This is a genomic window from Kitasatospora sp. NPDC001309, assembly GCF_042896295.1.
In the GTDB taxonomy this organism is placed as follows: Bacteria; Actinomycetota; Actinomycetes; order Streptomycetales; family Streptomycetaceae; genus Kitasatospora.
This window is the reverse complement of the sequence record NZ_JBIAXC010000028.1, coordinates 13,007-32,308: the sequence shown is the minus strand read 5'-3', so window position 1 is coordinate 32,308 and position 19,302 is coordinate 13,007. Positions and strand designations below refer to the sequence as shown.

The window sequence follows — 19,302 nt, the reverse complement described above, 5'->3', positions numbered from 1 at the left end:
TCAGCCCTGCTGTGCGACGACCTGCCCGGAGACCGCATCAACGAAGGCCACCAAGCCCGCAGCCTTCGCCTCACCCTCCCTCACCAGGTTGACCGCCCAGCAGGGTCGCCACTTCCCCCCGACCTCCTTCGCCAACAGGAACGCCGTATCGGCCCGCGTCCCGGGCCGTGCGGCAGTCCCCGCCTTCTTCGCGACCTCCACCGTCACGGTGACGTGCGGGAGTTCAGGATCAGCGACCCGCCTCGCCGTCGCTGCCATGATGCGGCCCGACGTCGACACCGTGATGTCCAGCCGCATCGGCATCAGCACGCCATCGGCGTTCCGCCGCCGGTAACTGATCACGCGGGCATCGCCGTTGGAGCCGACCGGAGCAACCGTCTGCTCCGCGCCCACGATCTGGTCGGCGAACCAGGCCTCCGCGAACGCACGCCCGACGCTCCGCACCTGCTCCTCCGTAAGGCTTCCGCCGTCCACGCCATGGTCCGCGGCAACGAAAGTGATCAGCTTCCCGCCGGGCTGTTCGAGCTCGAAGGTGCCCCGATCCGTGCCGACGCTCAGCACGGCGCCGCCCGACGAGGTGGTCAGCACCTTCACCTCCGCCCCGAACAACCGCTTCGCCTCCTCCGTCACCGTCACGATGTCCTCCGTCTCCGACCGGACGAAGCCCGCAGGATTCCGGTAGACCGGAACGGCGACATACAGCGCCAGCCCCACGGCCACCGACCCCACCACGCCCAGCACCACCCCGTTCCGGACGTCCCGCACCGGCCTCGGAAACCCACCCCGCCGCACCAGCACCCAAGCGACCCCGAGCAGCACCCCCAGCACCGCACCCGCCGAGTTGTCGACGAAGTCCGCCGCGTCACACGCCCGCCCCGTCCCGAGCAGGGTCTGGCTCAGCTCGGTCACCGCAGACAGCACCCCACAGCCCGCCAGCACCGTCACCGGCCGCCGGAACACCAACACCCCGAGCCATGCCACCGGCACGTACAGCCCGACGTTCAGCACCCCCTGCTCGGACAGCGCCTCCCCCCACACCTCCGGCCCGACCGAACAGCTGGGCCGCGACGACGCTCCCCCGGTCGTCGGAGTGAGGGTCACCGCCAGTTCCCCCGCCAGGCACACCCCCAGCAGCCCGGCCGGCACCACCGGCGCCCCCTTCCGACGGGCCAGCCACACGGCGACGGAACAGAACAACAACGCCACCACCCCGAACACGGGCAGCAGGGCGGGAACGGCGGACAGACTCGCTTCGATCATCGGCTCTTCCGGCAGCACTTCTCTCGGACAACGCAGCGGGCCGGTGGACGCCCCCGAGCGCCCACCGACCTGCTCACTCACTCACCGGACGCCCCTCAGCAGGGGTGCTCCGGCGGGGTCAGGAAGGTGCCCTGGCCCGTGACCTCCATGCCGCCGACCGCGCTGCAGTTCGCGGGCAGCGCGGCGCCGCCCCAGCCGTAACTCTTGGTCTCGCCGGCCTTCTGCTCGAACGCCCCCTGGTCCCAGTGCTTGTTGCCGCCCTCCTCGTAGAAGAACCGGGCGTTGATCTTGCCGCCCTTGTCCTTCTTGTACGAGATCCCGGCGTTCATCGAGTAGTAGCTGCCGCCCGCCTGGCTACCTCTCTGCGCCCAGAAGCTCAGCACCCCGCTGCTGAGCTTCGTGTCCGCGAAGGCGGAGACCGTCCCGGCCGCGACGGGCGCGGCGCTGTCGTCGATCTCGACCGAGACCTGTCTCAGGGGCGGGGTCGGGTCGGCCGGAACGGCCTGGGCGGTGGTGGCGCCCGCGACCGGGGCGACCAGCAGGGATGCCGCGAGGGCTGCCAGGCGTATCAACGTCATGATGCTCCATCGGAATTGTGAACCAGAGGGTGTGCGAACCGACTCTAGGGTCGCGGTTCGACGGTTCGTGAGCTCATCTGAGGAACATTTGATCTAGTCACGTCGAGAGGCACTCCCCGGCCCCCGAAGCACTCCCGGAGGCACCTCCGAAGGTGCCCCCGGGAGTGCTTCGGGGGCACCGAAAACAGGAAGTCGACCAGGCCGACTTCCTGCGATGCTGAACGTCATGAAGATCGCTGCCGCCCAACTGACCTGCGCCCCCGCCGACATCCCCGCCAACGTCCGGCAACTCGTCGCCCTCGCCGAGCAGGCCCGCGCCCAGGGCGCCGAACTGATCGTCTTCCCCGAACTCTCCCTCACCGGCTACGAACTCGAAGCCCTCGCCGCCGACCCCACCCTCTGGGTCACCCCGGACGACCCCCGCCTCGCCCCGCTCCGGGCCACCGGCATCGCCGTCGTCCTCAACTGCGCCGTCCCCACCGACGGACCCCGACCCGCCATCGGCACCTACGTCTACGGGCCCGACGGCACACTGATCACCACCTACCTCAAGCAGCACCTCTACGAGAACGAACAGGGCACCTTCACTGCGGGCGACCAGGACGGCCGCTTCCAACTCGGCGGCCTCCGCTTCGCCCTCGCCACCTGCTTCGACAACCACTTCCCCGACCTCACCGGCCGGGGCGGCACCGACGGCTGCGACGTCCACCTCGCCAGCTCCCTCTACGGCACCGGCGGCGGCATCCACGAACGCGCCACCGTCTACCCGGGCATCGCCCGGCAGACCGGCATGCACGTCGTCCTCGCCAACCACGTCGGCCCCTCCGGCCCCTGGACCGGCTGCGGCGGCGCCGCCCTCTGGTCCCCCGACGGCACCCCCCTCGCCGAGGCCGACGACCACACGCCGACGGTCGCCGTCGCCGACATCCCGTAGCGGAGACGGCCCCCGCCGGGCTCACCGTCTCGCCGGACGGCCAGGCGGTGTGGCTGGACGACCCCGGCCATCCGGTGGGGGCCGCCTGACCTCACTCGAAGAGGCGGCGGAGAATCGTTGCCTCTTGCGGCCTCCGGGTGAACGGGGCGGTGGAAGGCCCGCGGAACGGTGATGGAGCCTCGCGACGCATCGGTCGTACGGGAGGTCCTCGTGAAACGCAGTCGTGTCATCGCCGTGTCGGTCCTGGCGGCGCTCGCCGTCGGCTCCGACATCGCCTTCGCGGAGCAGGCCGGCCCCGCCCGGATCGCCGACGAGCCGCTCCTGCTCCACGCGGTGGGGAACTACCTCACCCTCCAGCCGGGAGAGGAGGCCACGGTGCTGAGCAGGCAGTGCCCGGCCGGTGAGATGGCCATCAGCGGCGGCGTCCAGTCGAGTGCCGGCCCCGGCGACTTCACCATGACCGTCAGCACGCCTTGGTGGAACCACGGCCCCCGGGGGTGGATGGCCGGCGGGCGGAACAACAGCTCGCAGCCGTTCGACCTGTACGTGTACGGCTTCTGCACCGCGGCCACCATGCCGGACACCCTCACCGCGGGCGGGGACGGCCTGCCGCCCCAGCTTCCGCCCGGCCCCGGCGCCCTCCCGGGCCGGAACGGCCGGGAGTAGACCACGGCGCAGGAAGTCGGCCCCGCCGACTTCCTGCGCATCCCCGCCGTACCGGCCCCGGCGGCCCCGGCGGCCCCTCAACTCCCGGAACGGATCGGCTCCCCGGTCCGGTGCAGGTGGGTGAGGATCTCCCGGTACGAACGGAGCAGGCCGACCTCGTAGTACGGGATGTCCTTCTCCGCGCAGAACTCCCGGGTGATCCGGGCGGCCCGCCCGAGCGCGGGGGTCGGCATGCTGGGGAACAGGTGGTGCTCCACCTGGTAGTTGAGGCCGCCCATCAGCGCGTCGAGGATCGGGCCGCCGCGGACGTTGCGCGAGGTGAGCACCTGGCGGCGCAGGAAGTCGAGCCGCATCCCGGGCGTCACCATCAGCATGCCCTTGTGGTTCGGCGCGAAGACGCAGCCCAGGTAGACGCCGAACAGCGCCTGGTGCACGGCGACGAAGGCCACGGCCTTGCCGAACGGCAGCGCGCCGAAGACCAGGCCGAAGTAGGCCGCGAAGTGGACGACCAGCAGGACGCCCTCCAGCACCGGCCGCTTCACCGCGGGGCCGCGCAGCGCCCGGAAGCTGTTGAAGCTGAGGTTGAGGCCCTCCAGCAGGAGCAGCGGGAAGAACAGGTACGCCTGCCGGCGGCCGATGAAGCGGGCCAGTCCGCTCGCCTGCCGGGCCTGCCGCTGGGACCAGACCACGAGGTCGGGCGAGACGTCCGGGTCGCGCTCCTCGTGGTTGGGGTTGGCGTGGTGGCGGGTGTGCTTGTTCATCCACCAGCCGTAGCTCATGCCCATCAGCAGGTTGGCGGCGATCCGGCCGCCGATCTCGCTGGGCGCCCGCCGGGTGAACACCTGGCGGTGCGCCAGGTCGTGCGAGAGCAGGGCGACCTGGGCGAAGACCACGGCCATCACGGCGGCCAGGAGGAGCTGCCACCAGGTGTCGCCGATCGCGTACAGGGCGCACCAGCCGTCGACGAACGCGAAGAGCACCAGCCCGATGCGGGCCGCGTAGTAGCCGGGACGGCGGTCCAGCAGGCCCTCGGCGGCGATCCGGCGGCTCAGCTGGGCGAAGTCGCTGCCGCCGCCCTCCGGCTGCGGGGCGGCGGCCGCCGGAGCCGGCGCGGCCTTGGTCATCGTCACGGGCTGTGTGGGCATGCCCCGAGTCTGGTGCGCCGGACACGGCCGCAGAACGGGGAAAGCACCCTTCCCGTACGGGTGTTAACCCCCGCAGCCGGAGGGGTGGCAGCAGGCCGGAGCGGCACCGAGGGCAGCGGGGACGCTAACCGCGCGGCGCCAGGAACAGCTCGTCCAGGTGGTGGGTGAGGACGGCCAGCGCCTGCTCGCCGGTGCGCTGGCCGCCGAGGACGCTCGCCCCCAGCCCGTTGACCATCGCCAGCAGCCCGGCGGCGGCCATCCCGACGTCCCGCCCGGGTGCGATCGTTCCGGCCGCCTGGGCGGCGCGCAACTGCTTGACCAGGAAGCCCTCCAGGACGACGGGCGGCTGCGCGGCCCGCTGCTCCAGCACCTCGGGGTCGCCCAGCACCAGCGTGTAGTACGCCGCGTACGTCCGGGTGATCCGGCGGCTCTCGGCGTCGGTCGGCAGGATGCAGGAGAGGATCGCGGTCACCACCTCGCGCGGGGCGCGGGCCTCGCCGATCCAGCGCTCCATCCGGGCCTGGAGCTGGGTGCCGAGCCGGGCCAGGGCGTCCAGCAGCAGGCCCTGCTTGGTCGTGAAGTAGTACTGGACGAGCCGGAGCGAGACGCCGGCCTCGGTCGCGACCGCCCGCATGCTGGCCGACTGGAGGCCCTCGGTGTCGGCGATGCGCAGCAGGGCCTCGGCGATCTGCCGTCGGCGTTCCTCATGGTCGACCTTCTCGGCCACGGTTCGGCCTCCCTTGTCCCGGTGCACATTGGTACACACGTATCATGCATGTGATACACATGTACCATGCGAATCAGCGAGTTCACGAACGGCAAGGCCGAAGCCCGCTTCCGCACCGCCTACGAGCACGCCCTGACCCGCCTCTGGCCCGGGCAGCGCACCGCGACGACCGTGCCCACCGCCTTCGGCGCCACCCGCGTCCTGCGCGCCGGCCCCGCCCACGGACAGCCGGTCGTCCTGCTCCCCGGCTCCGGCGGCAACGCGCTGATGTGGCACGCGTACGTCGAACGCCTCGCCCAGCGGCACCCCGTCATCGCCGTGGACACCGTCGGCGAACCGGGCGCCAGCGTGCAGACCACCCCGATCAGGGACGGCCACGACGCCGCCGACTGGCTGGAGGACCTCCTCGCCGCGCTCGACGTCCCCACCGCCCACCTGGTCGGCTGCTCCTACGGCGGCTGGATCGCCCTCCACCACCAGCTCCGCCACCCCGGCCGGACCGCCACCCTCACCCTGGTCGACCCGGCCGGCCTGGCCGACGTCGGCCGCCGCTTCTACACCTGGGTGATCCTCGGCGGCCTCGCCGCCCTGGCCCCGCGCGCGCTCCGCCCCCGCCTGGCCCGGGCGGTCGGCAACAGCGCCATCCTGGAGGCCGAGTTGATGACCCTGATGCGCGCCTCGACCGGCTTCCGCCGCCGCCTGCCGCTGGCCACCACCCTCGACGACGCCGAACTGGCCCGCCTCGACGTGCCCGCGCTCTTCCTGCTCGGCGAGCGCAGCGCCCTGCACGACACCCGGGCCGTCGCCGAGCGGCTGCACCGGCTCGCCCCGGCCGCCCGGGTCCGGATCGTGCCCGGCGCCGGGCACTCGCTGACCACGGACGACCCGGCGGCAGTCCTCGACGGGATCCTCACCATGGCCGCCTCGCAGGTCAGTTGACCGCCCTGGCGCCCTCGTACGCCCCGTCCGCCCCGTCGTCGTCCTCGTCCTCGGCCGGCCCGGGCGCGAGGACCATCGGCCAGTCGTCCTCGGAGGCCAGCAGCACCTCCAGGGGCACGTCGGCCGCCCCGGTGAACACGGCGGTGGCCTCGGAGAGCCGGGCCGGCAGGCCCGGGACGGTCACCTCGGCGGTGAGGACCACGGCGGCCTCCGGATCGAGGGCCGAACGGAGCGGGAAGTCGAACGGGTCGACGCGCACCTGCACCAGGGCGTACGGGTAGACGGCGATCGACACCGTCAACCGGTCGCCGTCCCGGCTCTGCTCGGCCCAACCGTCCGTCGCCAGCAGGAAGAAGGCCCGGTCGCCCTCGTAGCAGTACGAGCCGAGCCGGTCCAGCGCCCGTTCGCCCGGGGTGCCGTCGGGGTCGACGACCAGGACGGCGACGTGCGCCTCCCGGTCGCTCGGGTCGAGGTCGGAACGGACGTACAGACGGGCCACCGGGCACCTCCGGGTCGCGGAACGGGATCGGGCCCGTCACCGTACCCCGCAAGGGAGTTGGGCGACGGGCCCGGGGGCCGCGCTACCGTCAGGCCGCCGCCCGGTCCGCCGCCCCGCGCCGCGCCACCACCTGCCGCCGGACCGCCCAGACCGCCCCGCCGAGCACGAAGCCGTAGACCGCCACCAGCCCGTGGCCGTTCTCCTGGGCGAACCACATCGCCAGACCGAGCGCCGGCACGCCGGCGGCCAGGGCGAGCTCCTTGGGGAGCCGGGTGCGGGTGAGGAAGGCGAGGGCCAGGGTGGCGCCGAGGAAGTAGGTGGCGCCGGAGCTGCCCGCGAAGTTGCGGGGGTCGGTGCTGGGGCCGCCGCCGATGCCGAGCAGGGTGTCGATCCGGCCGGGCAGCAGGATGCCGGCCAGGAAGAAGCCGAGGGTGAGCGTGCCGCCCCAGTACCACTGGGCGAGCGCGGCGACGGCGGCGAGGGTGACGAGGTTCCACAGGCCGCCGAAGAGGCCGCCGTTCTGCATGAACACCGAGGTGTACTCGCGCCACCAGCCGGACCGGGCCGGGTCCGCGTCCAGCGCGTCCATGGCGCCGGACCACACCAGCTGGAGCAGCACCCCGCCGACGGCGACGGCGGTCAGGGCGATCGCCGCCCACGGGAGCGGCCGTCCGCGCAGGGTGTCGCGGCCGACCACGCCGAGCCCGCAGTTGACCATCATGACCATCAGCGCAGCCGTGGTCACGTTGAAGACGATGGCGTCCATGACTGGCCCTCCCCCCGGTTCCGACGTTTTCCAACGCCGTTCGAAAACCTGATGGGGCCAAGCTAGCACAGTTTTCGAACAGTGTTGGAAAACGAGGTACGGTGGACCGCATGAAGCTCACCAAGGAGCGCATCGTCGATGCCGGCATGGCCGTGTTCGCCGAGGTCGGCTACCAGAACCTGTCCATGCGCCAGGTCGCCGAACGCCTCGACGCCCACGCCGGCAGCCTCTACTACCACGTGCGCGGCAAGGACGAACTGCTCGCCCTGATGGCCGACCGGATCAGCCGCCGCGCCTACGACGCGGGCACCGCCGCCCTCGCCGCCCTCCCGCCCGACGCCCGCTGGCAGGACCGCGTCGAGGCCCAGGCCACCACCCTGCGCCACGAGATCAAACAGCACGCCGGCGGCGCCCAACTCCTCGCCGAGAGCCCCGGCGTGCTCAGCACCGGCGGCCTCTCCCTGATGGAACGCCTGCTGCGCACCCTCCTCGACGCCGGCCTGCCCGCCGAGCACTGCGGCACCGCCGCCGACACCCTGCTCAGCCACGTCACCGGCTTCGTGCTCCAGGAGCAGAACCAGCCCGCCGCCCCGCCGACCGTCACCGCCGAGCTCTACGCCGACCTGTGCGAACGGTTCCCGCTGGTCATGGGCGACCTGATCCCGCGCATCGGCCAGGACGAGAAGTACGTCCGCAGCATCCGCCTGCTCTGCACGGGCTTCACGGCGCTCTGCTGAACCGCCGGGCCGCCCCCGGGCCCGGGGGCGGGGGCGGGCACGGGCACGGGCACGGGGACGGGGACGGCCCGAGGGCTCAGCCCTGCTGCTGCGGCGGCCGGCGGCGCATGCTCAGCAGCAACAGCACCACCGCCGTCAGCACCGCCGCGGTGCGCAACACGCCCGGAGCCATCGACCAGCTGAACTGCCCCAGCGGGGAACCGGTCTGCACCCCGCCACCGCCACCGCCCGCCCCCTGCTTGGCCGTTCGCATCGCGAACAGCGCGGTCGCGCTCATCGTCACCAGCGGGATCCCCAGGATCACGAACTTACGCGTCAGATCGGAGAGTTGACGGGACAGGTAGCCGAGCCCCCAGCCCGCCAGCATGGCCGGGAAGAACCCGGACACCGCACCGCCGACCAACAGCCCGCAGGACAGCAGGATCAGCGGGGACGGCCTGCGGGCCCCCTGGGCCGCGGCGGCCTTCGCGGCCTTCGCCTGCGTGGCCTTGGCCTGTGCCTTCCGCTGCCGCTTCGACAGGCGCACCGGCCGCCCACCGGCCTGTCCGGCCGGTCCCCCGGCCTGCGCCGCGTCCTGCGCCGCCTCCTCCGCGCGCTGCTCGGGGATCGGCTTCGGCACCGGCCGCGGCGCGTCCGAGAAGTCGAGCATCGTCATCGTCCACGGGCTCGAACTCTGCACCGTCGGCGGCGGGATCGACTCCGCACCGGCCTCGGGCGAGGAGACGCCCGGCAGGTCCAGCGACACGTTCGGGATGGCGCCCGTCCCGGTGTACCCGGACACGACCGAGGGCCCGTACACACTGTCCTCCGCCGCCGGCCCCTCGGACGCACCGGCCGGCGGAGCAGCCGGGGGAGGCGTCGACGGCGCGGCGGGCGTCGACGGCACGGCCGCACCCGACGACCCCGACCGCTCGCTCCACGGCCCGCTCTTGCGCCACCACTCGCCGTCCGTCATCACCGACACCCCGCCTCGCCCACGCCGTCCGCCGAACAGCGGCGACCGCCCACCGAACCGCCCTCGGCGGTGACGCTACCCACCGTGCCCCGCCGACGCGAGTCCCGCCACGAACCCGCCGCGCACACCGCCGCGCACGCCGCCGCCCCCGAGCGCACCGACCCCGGCCGGCCACCCGGCCCGACCCCGGCCCGCCGCAGGAGCACACCCCACCGTCGGCGCGCCCGACTAACCTAGGTCGAATGACCACACAGCAGGGCCCTCAACGCCAGAGCAGGACGCCCGCCGGCCCCCGCACCCTCGCCGAGGAACTGCGCGCCCGCCCGGACGACGCGCTCGCCGCCCTGCTCCGGTCCCGCCCCGACCTGCTGAACCCCGTCCCCGGCGACCTCACCCAGCTCTCCGCCCGGCTGTCCTCGCGCGCCTCGGCGCTGCGCGCCCTGGAGCGGCTCGACCGGTTCACCCTCCAGGTCGCCGAGGCCCTGGCGACCGCCCCGGACGGCACCTCCCTGGCCACCGTCCGCACCCTGCTGACCGGCCCGGCCAAGGTCAAGCCGCACCCGGGCGCCACCCCGCTCACCCCGGCCGACCGCGCCGCCGTCGCCGCCGCGCTCCCCCGCGCCGTCGCCGTCCTGCGCGACCGGGCGCTGCTCTGGGGCCCCGACAACGGCCTGCGGCTGGTGCTCGCCGTCCGCGAGGCGCTCGCCCCGACCGCCGCCAACCCCGGCCGCACCGGCCTCGGCCCGACCCTCGCCGACGCCACCACCGGCATGTCCCCGGCCCGGCTGCAACAACTGCTCGCCTCCGCCGGGCAGCCCGCCACCCCGGACCCGGTCACCGCGGTCGCGGCCCTGGCCGCCCTGCTCACCGACCGCGCCCGCTGCACCGCCCTGCTGGACACCGCCCCCGAGCCGGCCCTGCGGCTGCTGGACCGGCTGGTCTGGGGACCGCCCACCGGCACCGTCCCGGACGCCACCCGCCCGGTCACCGCCGAGGACGCGCAGAGCCCGGTCGAATGGCTGCTGGCCCGCGGCCTGCTGCTGCCCACCAGCCCGGGCAGCGTGGTGCTGCCCCGCGAACTGGCCCTGCACCTGCGCGGCGGCCGCACCCACCGCACCGTCGAACCGCTCCAGCCCGAGCCCGCGCCCGCCGCGCCCCCGCGCGATCCACAGACCGTGGACAGCGCCGCCGCCGGCCAGGCGCACACCGCCGTCAAGACCGTCGAGGAACTCCTCGACACCTGGGGCCTCACCCCGCCGCCCACCCTGCGGGCCGGCGGCCTCGGCGTACGCGACCTCAAGCGCGCCGCCCAGAGCCTGGAAGCCACCGAGCAGCAGGCCGCCTTCTGGCTCGAACTCGCCTACACTGCCGGGCTGCTGGCCCCCGACGGCGAGGCCGACGAATGCTGGGCGCCGACCCCGGCCTACGACGGCTGGCTGCAACTGGACACCGCCGAACGCTGGTCCGTCCTGGCCGCCGCCTGGCTCACCGCCACCCGCGTCCCCGCCCTCACCGGCACCCAGGACGGCAAGGGCAAGCCGCGCGCCGCCCTCGGCCCCGAACTCGACCGCACCCTCGCCCCGTCCGTACGCCGGGCCGCCCTCGCCCTGCTCGCCGAACTCCCGCCCGGCACCCCGGCCACCGCCGCGGAACTGCTGCCCACCCTGCGCTGGCAGCGCCCGCTGCGCGGCGGCCCCACCGGCCCGGACGGCCACGAGCTGCGCGACGACCTCACCACCTGGACCCTCGCCGAGGCCGAACTGCTCGGCATCACCGGCCGCGGCGCCCTCGGCGCCCCCGCCCGCGCCCTGCTCACCGCCGAGTCCGACCCGGCCGAGGTGCTCGCCCCGCTGCTCCCGCGGCCGCTGGACCACGTGATCCTCCAGCCGGACCTCACCGCGATCGCCCCCGGCCCGCTGCTCACCCCGCTCGCCCAGGCGCTCGCGCTCTGCGCCGACATCGAGTCCAAGGGCGGCGCCACCGTCTACCGCTTCACCCCGACCTCCGTACGCCGCGCCCTCGACGCCGGCCGCACCGCCGCCGACCTCCAGGCCTTCCTGGCCCAGCACAGCCGTACGCCCGTCCCCCAGCCGCTCGCCTACCTGATCGACGACGTCGCCCGGCGGCACGGCATCCTGCGGGTCGGCGCCGCCTCCTCGTACCTGCGCTGCGACGACCCGGCCCTGTTGAACGAGGTGCTCGCCGACCGCCGCGCCGCCGACCTGCGGCTGCGCCTGCTCGCCCCCACCGTGCTCGCCGCCCAGGCCGCCCCGGACGTCCTGCTCGCCGCCCTGCGCACCATGGGCTACGCCCCGGCCGCCGAATCCGCCGAGGGCGACGTCCTGATCACCCGGCCGGACAGCCACCGCACCCCGCCCCGCAGCGCCCCCACGCCCGTCCCCGACGGGCCGCCGACCCCCGACGACACCCTGCTCGCCGCCGCGATCAAGGCCGTCCGGGCCGGCGACCGCGCCGCCACCGCCAGCCGCCGCGAGCCGACCCCCGACCCGCGCCAACTCCCCCGCACCGCCGCCGCCGAGACCCTCGCCACCCTCCAGACCGCCGTCCTGCTCGGCGAGCGGATGTGGATCGGCTACCTCAACGCCGAGGGCATCGCCAGCCAGCGGATCATCGACCCGGTGAAGGTCGAGGGCGGCTTCGTCACCGCCTTCGACCACCACGCCGACGAACTCCGCACCTTCGCCCTGCACCGGATCACCGGGGTCGCGGAACTGGACGAGTAGCGCGGGACGAGCAGGACGGGAGGTGAAGGGGCGTCAGTGCCCCTGCGACTCCTTCATCTTCTGCTTGACGGCCTGGTCCGCCAGGCTGCCGATCTGGCCCTGGCCGACCGGCAGCGAGCCGCCGCCGACCTGGTCGGCGATCAGGAATCCGGGGGCGGCCAGCAGCCCGCCGGGCCCCTCCCCGATGCCCGCGAGGGCGTGGGCGGAGCCGGCCGAGGAGGCGGTGGCGGCGAAGGCCGTGCCCATCAGGGCCAGGGCGGTGAGAACGCGCTTCGAGTTCTTCATGCCCGGCTCAACGAGCGAGCACGCACCGTGGTCACTCGGAGCAGTTGACGGGCCGCGCCCACGGGCGTACTCCGGGAACAGGGGGTTCTCGACAAGGAGGCACCCACCATGCTCGGTGACCGGATCGCGGAGTTGACCACCACGGAGAGCGGCCGACGGGTGCTGGCCACGGTCGGCGGGCCCGCACTGGAGGTGTCGATGACCGGCGTCGGCCAGGTGCTCGGCCACTCCGTCCGGGAGTTCGTCACCTACGAGTCCGAGCTGCGGCCCGACGGCTCGCTGTTCGGCGAGGGCCAGGGCGTCGGCATGACCGACAAGGGCGAGACCTACAGCTGGCACGGCAGCGGCATCGGCCACTTCACCCAGGGCGGGGCCGTCAGCTGGCGCGGCAGCATCTACTTCGAGAGCGCCGCCGACGCCTTCCTGCGCCTCAACGACCTGGTCGGCCTGTTCGAGTTCGACAACGAGCCCACCGGCGCGGGCCGGGCCGTGCTCTACGAATGGAAGTAGCCCGCCCACGTTCCGCGCGAAATGAGCGACACTGGAGGGTCTGCGTCAGACCCAGTCAGTCAGCCTGTCAGCCAGTGGAGGGCTCCCCCGCGTGAACGACGGACCGCTCATCGTCCAGAGCGACAAGACTCTCCTCCTGGAGATCGACCACCCCAAGGCCGCCGACTGCCGCCGCGCCATCGCCCCGTTCGCCGAGCTGGAGCGGGCGCCCGAGCACGTGCACACGTACCGGGTGACCCCGCTCGGGCTGTGGAACGCCCGGGCCGCCGGGCACGACGCCGAGCAGGTCGTCGACGCCCTGGTGAAGTACTCCCGCTACCCGGTGCCGCACGCCCTGCTGGTCGACGTGGCGGACACCATGGGCCGCTACGGCCGGCTCCAGTTGTCCAAGCACCCCACCCACGGGCTGGTGCTGACCACCACCGACCGCCCGGTCCTGGAGGAGGTGCTGCGCTCCAAGAAGATCGTCCCGCTGGTCGGCGCCCGGGTCGACCCCGACACCGTGGTGGTGCACCCCTCCGAACGCGGCCAGATCAAGCAGGTGCTGCTCAAACTCGGCTGGCCCGCCGAGGACTTCGCCGGCTACGTGGACGGCGAGGCGCACCCGATCGACCTGGACGAGAACGGCTGGCAGCTGCGCCCGTACCAGTCCCAGGCCGTCGAGGGCTTCTGGCACGGCGGCTCCGGCGTCGTGGTGCTGCCCTGCGGCGCCGGCAAGACGCTGGTCGGCGCCGCCGCCATGGCCCACGCCAAGTCGACCACGCTGATCCTGGTCACCAACACCGTCTCGGCCCGCCAGTGGAAGCACGAGCTGGTCAAGCGCACCTCGCTCACCGAGGACGAGATCGGCGAGTACAGCGGCACCCGGAAGGAGATCCGCCCGGTCACCATCGCCACCTACCAGGTGATGACGACCAAGCGGAAGGGCGTCTACGCCCACCTGGAGCTGTTCGACGCCCGCAACTGGGGCCTGGTGGTCTACGACGAGGTGCACCTGCTGCCCGCGCCGGTGTTCAAGTTCACCGCCGACCTCCAGGCCCGCCGCCGGCTCGGCCTGACCGCCACCCTGGTGCGCGAGGACGGCCGCGAGGGCGACGTGTTCAGCCTGATCGGCCCGAAGCGCTTCGACGCCCCGTGGAAGGAGATCGAGGCCCAGGGCTACATCGCGCCCGCCGACTGCTGCGAGGTGCGGGTCACCCTGACCGACTCCGAGCGGCTCGCCTACGCGACCGCCGAGCCGGAGGAGCGCTACCGCTTCTGCGCCACCACGGCGACCAAGCGGCGGGTGGTGGAGGCCCTGGTCAAGAAGCACGAGAAGGACCAGACGCTGATCATCGGCCAGTACATCGACCAGCTGGACGAGCTCGGCGAGGCCCTGGACGCGCCCGTGATCAAGGGCGAGACCAGCAACGCCCAGCGCGAGAAGCTCTTCGACGCCTTCCGGAACAAGGAGATCGGCGTCCTGGTCGTCTCCAAGGTCGCGAACTTCTCGATCGACCTGCCCGAGGCCACGGTGGCCATCCAGGTCTCCGGGACCTTCGGCTCCCGCCAGGAGGAGGCCCAGCGCCTCGGCCGGGTGCTGCGCCCCAAGGCGGACGGGCACTCGGCGCACTTCTACTCGGTGGTCGCCCGGGACACCGTGGACCAGGACTTCGCCGCCCACCGGCAGCGCTTCCTGGCCGAGCAGGGCTACGCCTACCGCATCATCGACGCGGACGACGTCCTCTAGCGGGCCTCAGTACCGGACACCGTCGCGCCCGAGGAAGATCACGCGCGCGGCGGTGTCCAGCGCGATCCCGACGTTGCGCACGGCGGTGCTCAGCGGGTTGCGGTGGCGGCCCTGGACGGCGGTCGCGCCGGCCGGGCCCGTACGGGGGTTGCGGTTCTCGGTGCTCATGTCTCCAACGGTAGGCACCCGGACGGCCCAGGGCATCACTCCGAAGGCCGTACCCACCAGGACGGACGTCCTCCTGCGGGTGTACGGGACCCCCGGCACCCCCTGAGACCTGCGGGGCTGGAACCCCGAGGCGCACGGGTCTAAGATCGTCCGTCTGCCCCCTCCCGAACCGTGGTACCTGGCGCGTTTTCCGCCGGCAGCCGGGGGAGGTGCCGACCGCACGGCAACCGGTCGGCTGTACCCCACCGTGAGCTCCATCGATCCGCTGCGCCCGCCTCCGGGGCAGCCGGGAAGGTTCGCTGTGCCCGCCACCCCCACCACCGACCCGCTCCAGCGCGAGCGCGACCACCTGGCCTCGTCCCGGTCCGCGCTGCGGGCGATGCGCGAGGACGTCCAGTCCCTCGACATCCGCGACGTGACCGGCACCTGGGTCACCGCCGTCATCCTGCAGAACCAGATCGAGGCCAGGATCGCCGCCCTGGCCGACCTCTCCGACACCCCGCTGTTCTTCGGCCGGCTCGACTACCTCCACGCGGTCAGCGAGGAACTCAGCGAGGGCGGCGGGGGCGAGAACTTCTACATCGGCCGCCGGCACGTCCACGACGCCGACGGCGACCCGATGGTGATCGACTGGCGCGCCCCGGTCTCCCAGCCGTTCTACCGGGCCAGCCGCAAGGACCCGATGGACGTCGAGCGCCGCCGCCGCTTCGGCTACACCGGCGGCGAGCTCACCGCCTACGAGGACGAGCACCTCACCGACCCCGCCGAGCAGGAGACCTCCTCCGCCCTGCTCGCGGCCGAGATCGAGAAGCCCCGCGTCGGCCCGATGCGCGACATCGTCGCCACCATCCAGCCCGAGCAGGACGAGATCGTCCGCTCCGACATCACGGGCACCATCTGCGTCCAGGGGGCGCCCGGCACCGGGAAGACCGCGGTCGGCCTGCACCGCGTCGCCTACCTGCTGTACGCCCACCGCGAGCGGCTGGCCCGGACCGGCACCCTGGTGATCGGGCCGAACAACGCCTTCCTCTCCTACATCGAGCAGGTCCTGCCGGCCCTCGGCGAGCTGGAGGTCGCCCAGGCCACCGTGCAGCAGCTGGTCGCCCACGTCGAGGTGCGGGGCGAGGACGACCCGGAGGCGGCCCGGCTCAAGGGCGACGCCCGGATGGCCGAGGTGCTCCGCCGGGCCGTACGGGCGGGCATCACGCTGCCCACCGAACCCTGCGTGGTGGTCCGCGGCTCCCGCCGCTGGCGTGTCCCGGCACACGAACTGATCGGGATCATCGAGGAGTTGAAGGCCCGCGAGGTCCGCTACGGCGCCGCCCGGGACGCCCTGCCGCAGCGCATCGCGCACACCGTGCTGCTCAAGATGGAGCAGGGCGGCGAGGCCCCGGACGACCGGGTGCAGGACGCGGTGGCCCGCAACGCCGCCGTCAAGGCCGTGGTCAAGGAGTGCTGGCCGGCCGTCGACCCGGCCAAGCTGGTGCTGCGGCTGCTCTCCGACCCGGAGTTCCTGGCCGCGTGCGCCGAGGGCGTGCTGACCGCCGAGGAGCAGCGGGCGGTGCTCTGGCCCAAGCCCGGCCGCTCGGTGAAGACCGCCCGCTGGACCCCCGCCGACGCCGTCCTGGTCGACGAGGCGACGGACCTCGTCCAGCGCACGCCCTCGCTCGGGCACGTGGTGCTGGACGAGGCCCAGGACCTCTCCCCCATGCAGTACCGCGCGGTCGGCCGCCGCTGCACCACCGGCTCGGCGACCGTCCTCGGCGACCTCGCCCAGGGCACCACCCCGTGGGCGACCGCGAGCTGGCCGGACGCCCTGCACCACCTGGGCAAGCCCGAGGCGCACGTGGAGGAGCTGACCAAGGGCTTCCGGGTGCCCGAGGAGGTCATCGCCTACGCCTCCCGGCTGCTGCCCGCGATCGCCCCGGGCCTGGCCCCGGCGACCTCCGTCCGCGACACCCCCGGCGCCCTGGAGATCCGCCCGGTCGACGGCGCGGAGCCGGACCTGGACGCGGCCGTCCTGGCGGCCTGCCGGGAGGCGCTGGAGCACGAGGGCTCGACCGGCCTGATCGCCGCCGACGCCCGGATCCCCCGGCTCGCCGAGCTGCTCACCGCCGCCGGACTGGCGCACCTCTCCCCCGGCACCGAGACCAGCGCCGAGAGCCGGCTGACCCTCGTCCCCGCCTCGCTGGCCAAGGGTCTGGAGTACGACTACGTGGTGCTGGACGAACCGGCCGCGGTGGTGGCCGGCGAGCCGGACGAGCGGACCGGCCTGCGCCGGCTGTACGTGGCGCTCACCCGTGCCGTCTCCGGCCTGACGGTGCTGCACGCCGAGCCGCTCCCGGAGCAGCTCGGGTAACGCGCGGAAGGGGCCGGTCCCGGCACCGGGACCGGCCCCTCCGACAGGCTCGGGCGCCTGGTTCAGGCGTCGATCATCGCCCGCCACTCGGCGACCTTGGCCGCGTCGACCGGCGTCAGCCAGCCGTCGGCCCGCACCGCGCCGCCGACGTGGAAGGCGTCGAAGCCCTCCGCCCGCAGCCCCTCGACGTGCTCGGCCCGCAGGCCGCCGCCGATCAGGATCCGCTGGGCGTACCCGGGCTCGCCCGCCCGGGCCAGCTCGGCGGACAGCACCTCCCGGCCGGCGTCCACCCCGGCGGCCGCGCCGGAGGTGAGGAAGGTGTCCAGCCCGGGCAGGGCCCCGACGGCGGCGCGCAGCGCGGCCCGGTCGGCGCTGTGGTCGATCGCCCGGTGGAAGGTCCAGCGGCAGCCGGCGATCGCCTCGGCGACGGCCGTGGTGGCGGCCAGGTCGACGGCGCCCCCGGCGTCCAGGAAGCCGAGCACGAACTCCTCGGCGCCCTCGGCCCGCAGCGCGGCGGCCCGGGCGCACAGCTCGTCGAGGTCGCCGGGGGCGAAGCCGTCCCGGATCCGGAGCATGACGCGCAGCGGGAGGTCGACGGCGGCCCGGATCCGGGCGAAGTCCTCGACGGAGGGGGTGAGTCCGTCGGCGGCCATGTCGGTGACCAGTTCGAGCCGGTCGGCGCCGCCGGACTCGGCTGCCTGGGCGTCCTGGGGCGTCAGCGCGATGACTTCGAAAATTGGTCTAGACATATCAGACAGCCTGCCACATCCCCCCGCCCCCGGCGAGACCCGCACCCCCGTTCCGGTCACGCCGGGAGCGGGGGTGCGGTCACGCCGGGGGGCGGGGACGCGACAGGCCAGTGGTGGAGCCGGTCACACCCGTCCCGGCACCATCCCGAAGGACTCCTGCCGACCGAACCGCCGCTCCGCCAGCGCCACCAGGACCAGCACGGCCAGCACCGGCACCGCCACCGGCAACAGGTGCGAGACCCCGCGGGCCTCCCGCCAGATGTTGAACAGGCTGCCGGGCCCGGTCAGCACCAGCACCGCCAGCCCCACCGCGGCCGGCCCCGTCCGCCCGCGCAGCCCCGCGAAGGTCAGCAGGGTCGGGGCGAGCAGCAGCACCACGAACCACTGGAGGTCCAGCCGGAAGCTGGTGTCGTCCCAGTCCTGGACCACCTCCAGCACCCCGCCGACGACCGCCGAGGCCAGCACCAGAGCGGCGGTCCGCAGGTTCGGCCGGGGCAGCAGGTCGGTCGGCGCGACGGCCAGCAGCAGCGCGGCCACCACGAACGGCAGCGTGGCCATCCCGATGTAGCCGACCCACCAGACGTCGAGGCCGCCCGGCTCCCAGACGGCCCGGCCCAGGTCGTACAGCCCGATGGCGCCCAGCAGCAGCGCGGTGACCCGGACGGCCGTCCACCGCCCCAGCAGGGCCGCCACCCCGAGCAGCAGCGCGGCCGCCGGCGGGGCGAACGCCCGGACGTGGTTGCCGAAGGAGTCGTCCCAGGCGAGCCACCTGGTGGTCCGCTCCAGGTGGGCGGCCCAGGGCACCATGGTGGCCCCGACCGCCGCACCGGCGATCATCGGCGCTACCAGCGCGAGCAGCCGTCCGGCCGCCGACCCGCCGGTCAGCCCCAGCCGCACCCGCAGCCCGTACACCGCCAGGCCGAGCACCTCCCGGGCCAGGGCCACCCGGCCGCCCGCCGCCGTCGTGTCGGCGAACACCTCGGCCAGTTCCTCGCCGCGCTCGTGCCGGTAGCGCGCCGGGTAGAGCCGCAGCGCGGCCCGCAGCACCGCCGAGGGCGCGGGGCCGATCACCGGCATGGTCATGAGAGTCCTCCCCCCGTCGCGGGCCGTTCCCCGGCCCTGCCCGGCAGCATCGACCGGATCCTGGTCAGCCGCCGCTCCGCCTCGGTGGCCACGGCCCGCAACCGCCCGGCCTCGGCGGCCAGCGCGTCCCGGCCGGCCGCGGTCAGCGCGTAGCTGCGCCGGGCCCGGCCGTCCACCACCTCTTCGGCGGCGACCTCGATCAGGCCCTGGCCCAGCAGCCGGTCGAGGGCGCCGTACAGGGTGCCGGTACGCATCTTGACCCGGCCGTCCGAGATGGCGGCGACCTCCTGGATCAGCGCGTAGCCGTGTCTGGGCTGGTCGGCCAGGGCGGTGAGCAGCAGCAGCGTGGGCTCCTGCATGGAGCGTTCTGTCATACGACTACATATATCGTCAACCTACCTATAGGTCCAGTACCGGCCCGTGCCGATCCGACCCGGTCCGACCCGCCTCGCCCCGACCAGACCCGCCA

At 73.9% G+C, this 19,302-nt stretch carries 20 protein-coding genes; 8 read left to right on the top strand and 12 right to left on the bottom strand.

Annotation, left to right across the window (positions count from 1 at the left end; all coding sequences use genetic code 11):
* Both ACFY2K_RS25940 and ACFY2K_RS25935 read right to left on the bottom strand, forming a co-directional pair.
* Positions 1-1,341, bottom strand: a complete 1,341-nt coding sequence (locus tag ACFY2K_RS25940) for a VanZ family protein (RefSeq protein WP_387714341.1) — start codon at positions 1,339-1,341, stop codon at positions 1-3.
* A 14-nt stretch (positions 1,342-1,355) separates the two neighbouring features.
* Complete coding sequence (locus ACFY2K_RS25935) at positions 1,356-1,838, bottom strand: hypothetical protein (RefSeq protein ID WP_380593370.1); 483 nt, start codon at positions 1,836-1,838, stop codon at positions 1,356-1,358.
* A 226-nt stretch (positions 1,839-2,064) separates the two neighbouring features.
* Here ACFY2K_RS25935 and ACFY2K_RS25930 point away from each other — a divergent pair, with 226 nt between their 5' ends.
* Both ACFY2K_RS25930 and ACFY2K_RS25925 read left to right on the top strand, forming a co-directional pair.
* Positions 2,065-2,772: a carbon-nitrogen hydrolase family protein gene (locus ACFY2K_RS25930; RefSeq protein ID WP_380593369.1), complete on the top strand. Its 708-nt coding sequence runs from the start codon at positions 2,065-2,067 to the stop codon at positions 2,770-2,772.
* Between the two features lie 210 nt (positions 2,773-2,982).
* The gene (locus tag ACFY2K_RS25925) at positions 2,983-3,438 is read left to right on the top strand and encodes a hypothetical protein (protein WP_380593368.1); all 456 of its coding nucleotides are present in this window, start codon (positions 2,983-2,985) and stop codon (positions 3,436-3,438) included.
* Positions 3,439-3,515: 77 nt separating this feature from the next.
* On the opposite strand, the gene ACFY2K_RS25920 is transcribed toward ACFY2K_RS25925, so the two are convergent.
* Together ACFY2K_RS25920 and ACFY2K_RS25915 are read right to left on the bottom strand one after the other, a co-directional pair.
* Positions 3,516-4,583, bottom strand: a complete 1,068-nt coding sequence (locus ACFY2K_RS25920) for a fatty acid desaturase family protein (RefSeq protein ID WP_380526309.1) — start codon at positions 4,581-4,583, stop codon at positions 3,516-3,518.
* 124 nt (positions 4,584-4,707) lie between these two features.
* Complete coding sequence (locus tag ACFY2K_RS25915; RefSeq protein ID WP_375888650.1) at positions 4,708-5,310, bottom strand: TetR/AcrR family transcriptional regulator; 603 nt, start codon at positions 5,308-5,310, stop codon at positions 4,708-4,710.
* A 66-nt stretch (positions 5,311-5,376) separates the two neighbouring features.
* Between ACFY2K_RS25915 and ACFY2K_RS25910 the strand changes: the two genes are divergently transcribed.
* Entirely contained in the window at positions 5,377-6,249 is an 873-nt protein-coding gene (locus ACFY2K_RS25910; RefSeq protein ID WP_380526313.1) for an alpha/beta fold hydrolase, read from the top strand.
* Here the strand turns inward: ACFY2K_RS25910 and ACFY2K_RS25905 are convergent.
* The gene (locus ACFY2K_RS25905) at positions 6,242-6,748 is read right to left on the bottom strand and encodes a hypothetical protein (RefSeq protein WP_380526315.1); all 507 of its coding nucleotides are present in this window, start codon (positions 6,746-6,748) and stop codon (positions 6,242-6,244) included. The genes ACFY2K_RS25910 and ACFY2K_RS25905 overlap by 8 nt on opposite strands.
* Positions 6,749-6,836: 88 nt before the next feature.
* Positions 6,837-7,514 (bottom strand): hypothetical protein, encoded by a 678-nt coding sequence (locus tag ACFY2K_RS25900; protein WP_387714336.1) that lies wholly within the window; start codon positions 7,512-7,514, stop codon positions 6,837-6,839.
* 110 nt (positions 7,515-7,624) lie between these two features.
* On the opposite strand from ACFY2K_RS25900, the gene ACFY2K_RS25895 reads away from it, so the two are divergent.
* Positions 7,625-8,251, top strand: coding sequence for a TetR/AcrR family transcriptional regulator (locus ACFY2K_RS25895; RefSeq protein WP_375888658.1), 627 nt, complete (start codon positions 7,625-7,627; stop codon positions 8,249-8,251).
* A 76-nt stretch (positions 8,252-8,327) separates the two neighbouring features.
* Here the strand turns inward: ACFY2K_RS25895 and ACFY2K_RS25890 are convergent, their stop codons facing one another.
* Entirely contained in the window at positions 8,328-9,206 is an 879-nt protein-coding gene (locus ACFY2K_RS25890; RefSeq protein ID WP_387714333.1) for a hypothetical protein, read from the bottom strand.
* Between the two features lie 242 nt (positions 9,207-9,448).
* Here ACFY2K_RS25890 and ACFY2K_RS25885 point away from each other — a divergent pair, with 242 nt between their 5' ends.
* Positions 9,449-11,950: a helicase C-terminal domain-containing protein gene (locus ACFY2K_RS25885; RefSeq protein WP_387714330.1), complete on the top strand. Its 2,502-nt coding sequence runs from the start codon at positions 9,449-9,451 to the stop codon at positions 11,948-11,950.
* A 33-nt stretch (positions 11,951-11,983) separates the two neighbouring features.
* Here the strand turns inward: ACFY2K_RS25885 and ACFY2K_RS25880 are convergent, their stop codons facing one another.
* The gene (locus ACFY2K_RS25880) at positions 11,984-12,235 is read right to left on the bottom strand and encodes a hypothetical protein (protein WP_375888668.1); all 252 of its coding nucleotides are present in this window, start codon (positions 12,233-12,235) and stop codon (positions 11,984-11,986) included.
* A 108-nt stretch (positions 12,236-12,343) separates the two neighbouring features.
* On the opposite strand from ACFY2K_RS25880, the gene ACFY2K_RS25875 reads away from it, so the two are divergent.
* Both ACFY2K_RS25875 and ACFY2K_RS25870 read left to right on the top strand, forming a co-directional pair.
* Positions 12,344-12,745, top strand: coding sequence for a hypothetical protein (locus tag ACFY2K_RS25875; protein WP_375888670.1), 402 nt, complete (start codon positions 12,344-12,346; stop codon positions 12,743-12,745).
* A gap of 91 nt (positions 12,746-12,836) precedes the next feature.
* Positions 12,837-14,474 carry a DNA repair helicase XPB gene (locus ACFY2K_RS25870; protein WP_380638945.1) on the top strand — a complete coding sequence of 546 codons (1,638 nt, stop codon included), beginning with the start codon at positions 12,837-12,839 and terminating at the stop codon, positions 14,472-14,474.
* A gap of 6 nt (positions 14,475-14,480) precedes the next feature.
* Here ACFY2K_RS25870 and ACFY2K_RS25865 read toward each other — a convergent pair whose 3' ends face one another.
* Complete coding sequence (locus tag ACFY2K_RS25865; RefSeq protein ID WP_375888673.1) at positions 14,481-14,642, bottom strand: hypothetical protein; 162 nt, start codon at positions 14,640-14,642, stop codon at positions 14,481-14,483.
* A 301-nt stretch (positions 14,643-14,943) separates the two neighbouring features.
* Here ACFY2K_RS25865 and ACFY2K_RS25860 point away from each other — a divergent pair, with 301 nt between their 5' ends.
* A complete protein-coding gene (locus tag ACFY2K_RS25860) occupies positions 14,944-17,001 on the top strand; it encodes a HelD family protein (RefSeq protein ID WP_375888675.1) in 2,058 nt (685 codons plus the stop codon).
* Positions 17,002-17,063: 62 nt separating this feature from the next.
* Here ACFY2K_RS25860 and ACFY2K_RS25855 read toward each other — a convergent pair whose 3' ends face one another.
* The 3 genes from ACFY2K_RS25855 to ACFY2K_RS25845 form a co-directional block, all read right to left on the bottom strand.
* Entirely contained in the window at positions 17,064-17,750 is a 687-nt protein-coding gene (locus ACFY2K_RS25855; protein ID WP_375888678.1) for a copper homeostasis protein CutC, read from the bottom strand.
* Positions 17,751-17,873: 123 nt separating this feature from the next.
* The gene (locus ACFY2K_RS25850; protein WP_375888679.1) at positions 17,874-18,833 is read right to left on the bottom strand and encodes a hypothetical protein; all 960 of its coding nucleotides are present in this window, start codon (positions 18,831-18,833) and stop codon (positions 17,874-17,876) included.
* Complete coding sequence (locus tag ACFY2K_RS25845) at positions 18,830-19,207, bottom strand: PadR family transcriptional regulator (protein WP_375888681.1); 378 nt, start codon at positions 19,205-19,207, stop codon at positions 18,830-18,832. Before ACFY2K_RS25845 ends, ACFY2K_RS25850 begins: the two co-directional genes overlap by 4 nt.
* Positions 19,208-19,302: the final 95 nt, after the last annotated feature.